Origin of the sequence: Streptococcus sp. 477, assembly GCF_013277295.1 — a bacterium.
Taxonomy (GTDB): domain Bacteria; phylum Bacillota; class Bacilli; order Lactobacillales; family Streptococcaceae; genus Streptococcus; species Streptococcus pseudopneumoniae.
On sequence record NZ_VMMQ01000091.1, the window covers coordinates 1 to 1,690 of the forward strand.

The following is a 1,690-nucleotide window of genomic DNA, read 5'->3' on the forward strand; positions in this document are numbered from 1 at the left end:
CCAATATTAGTCGGAATCTTTAAGGTACTTGATTTATGCCATATGGCATTGTCCATAACGAGTAAAAGATAATCATCTGGATAAGCTTGTGAAAGCCCTTCTAAAAAGGCGTTCATCCACTCAGTATGACATCCACCAGCGATTAAGAAAAATGATTCGCCTGTATGGGCATCAACAGCTCCATAACAATAGCGAAATTCTCGTATATAGTGACTATGGACATGTGGACCTACTCCTATTGGAGACCAACAAGATCCCAGTTTACTGATTCTACCGAAACCAGCCTCATCTTGGTACATCAAGCGAACCTTACGAAAAGGTCTACTGGTTTTAAAGCGCTTTCTTTTCTTCTTGAATTGAGATTTTATTTTTAGACGCGACAATGGTTTGAGAGTCTACTTTCTTGGGATGTGCTGGACGTGGCCTAATATTTCGCCAACCATGGTGCTTCAAGAGTTGATAGAAGGTATCACGTGTGTAGGAAGAACCTAACTCCTTTTTATAAGCCTGAAATAAGGCATCAATTGTAACAAATTCTCCTGCCTCTGCAGCCTTCAAATGACGGGCAAGAAAGGCTTTCTCTTCCTCAATTGTCATATGTGCATGGTTACGACCACCACGTATTTCTTGAAGGAGAGAATCGAGTCCGAACTCCTCATATTTTTTTACAGTTGGCCAAATCGTTGTTTGATTACAGTCTAAAAGCTCTATAATCTCTTTATAAGATTTACCCATCAGACGAAATAGAACGATTTGAAGGCGTTTATGATATTTAGCTGTACTAGAGTCTTTTAAAAGTGTTTTGATAGCTTGGATTTCTTCTTTAGTTGATTTCATATTACTATTATATAATGCTTTTTTATTTTAGTCTAGTATTAACATAATCGGCTTTTTCCTCATACCATTGATTAATAGCTGTCATAAATCCGTCATAGTTCCAAGCCAAGTTTTCTGCTAGTGAGAAATTTCCTGAAGACCAGGCGCTCCAAATGTCCTTACTAGACAAGCGTGTGTGATTAATGGTGATCGAAGCTTCTGCTGCACGAATGAAGGTTGTTTTTTCTAGTGCAGTTGACCATTTGATAGGAACATAGCTAGTAACTAGACCTTCGTCTGTTGTTTCTTTTCGAATGGCATTGATACGGTCTAAGATAGCCTGTTTATATGGCGTTAAGAAAGTCCCTTCAATCCCAACTAGAGTAGTACCAGAAGAAGTACTAGTGACCTAAGAGTTTAAGATATTGTAGGATTGACCATTGATTGCTTGAGTGGAAACCAGCCTATCATTAGTGGCTACTGATTGTGATGTAACAATTCCTACCCCAAGAAGTGATAGAGCTGAAATCGTTGCAAGTGTGAACTTTTTAGCTTTGGTGTCCATTTCGTGTCCCCTTATTTTTTATTATATAGTTATTTAGTTTTAAAAAAGCGTTCCAAACATTCAAAAATAGTTGGGACTTCCCTTAATAAATTTGTTCCTTTCTTTTTCAAGATAGCCCATGCTTGCTCAATAGGATTCAAATCCGGTGAATATGGCGGTAGAGGTAAGAAAAAGTGTTTATCTTGGATGCAGAGTTCATCCAAAATGTTCTTGGGATCAAAACTAGCATTGTCCATGATAATAACATGAGGTGTCTTCAAAGCAGGCAGGAGTTGCGTTTTGAACCACTCCACAAAGAAATCGCTTGTC

At 38.2% G+C, this 1,690-nt stretch carries 2 protein-coding genes and 1 pseudogene; all 3 read right to left on the minus strand.

Annotated features, from left to right (window positions below):
- Positions 1-837, minus strand: a pseudogene (locus tag HT691_RS10160) (IS630 family transposase); the annotation flags it as partial.
- Positions 838-1,225: 388 nt separating this feature from the next.
- Positions 1,226-1,381, minus strand: coding sequence for a hypothetical protein (locus HT691_RS11430; protein WP_000379812.1), 156 nt, complete (start codon positions 1,379-1,381; stop codon positions 1,226-1,228).
- Between the two features lie 29 nt (positions 1,382-1,410).
- Positions 1,411-1,690, minus strand: a 280-nt coding sequence (locus tag HT691_RS10170) for a transposase (protein WP_172925362.1), incomplete at its 5' end; no start/stop codon positions are given.

Bases quoted from the DNA above. Each gene is read 5' to 3' on its own strand.
- HT691_RS11430 (WP_000379812.1), bottom strand. From the start codon at position 1,381: ATGGACACCAAAGCTAAAAAGTTCACACTTGCAACGATTTCAGCTCTA.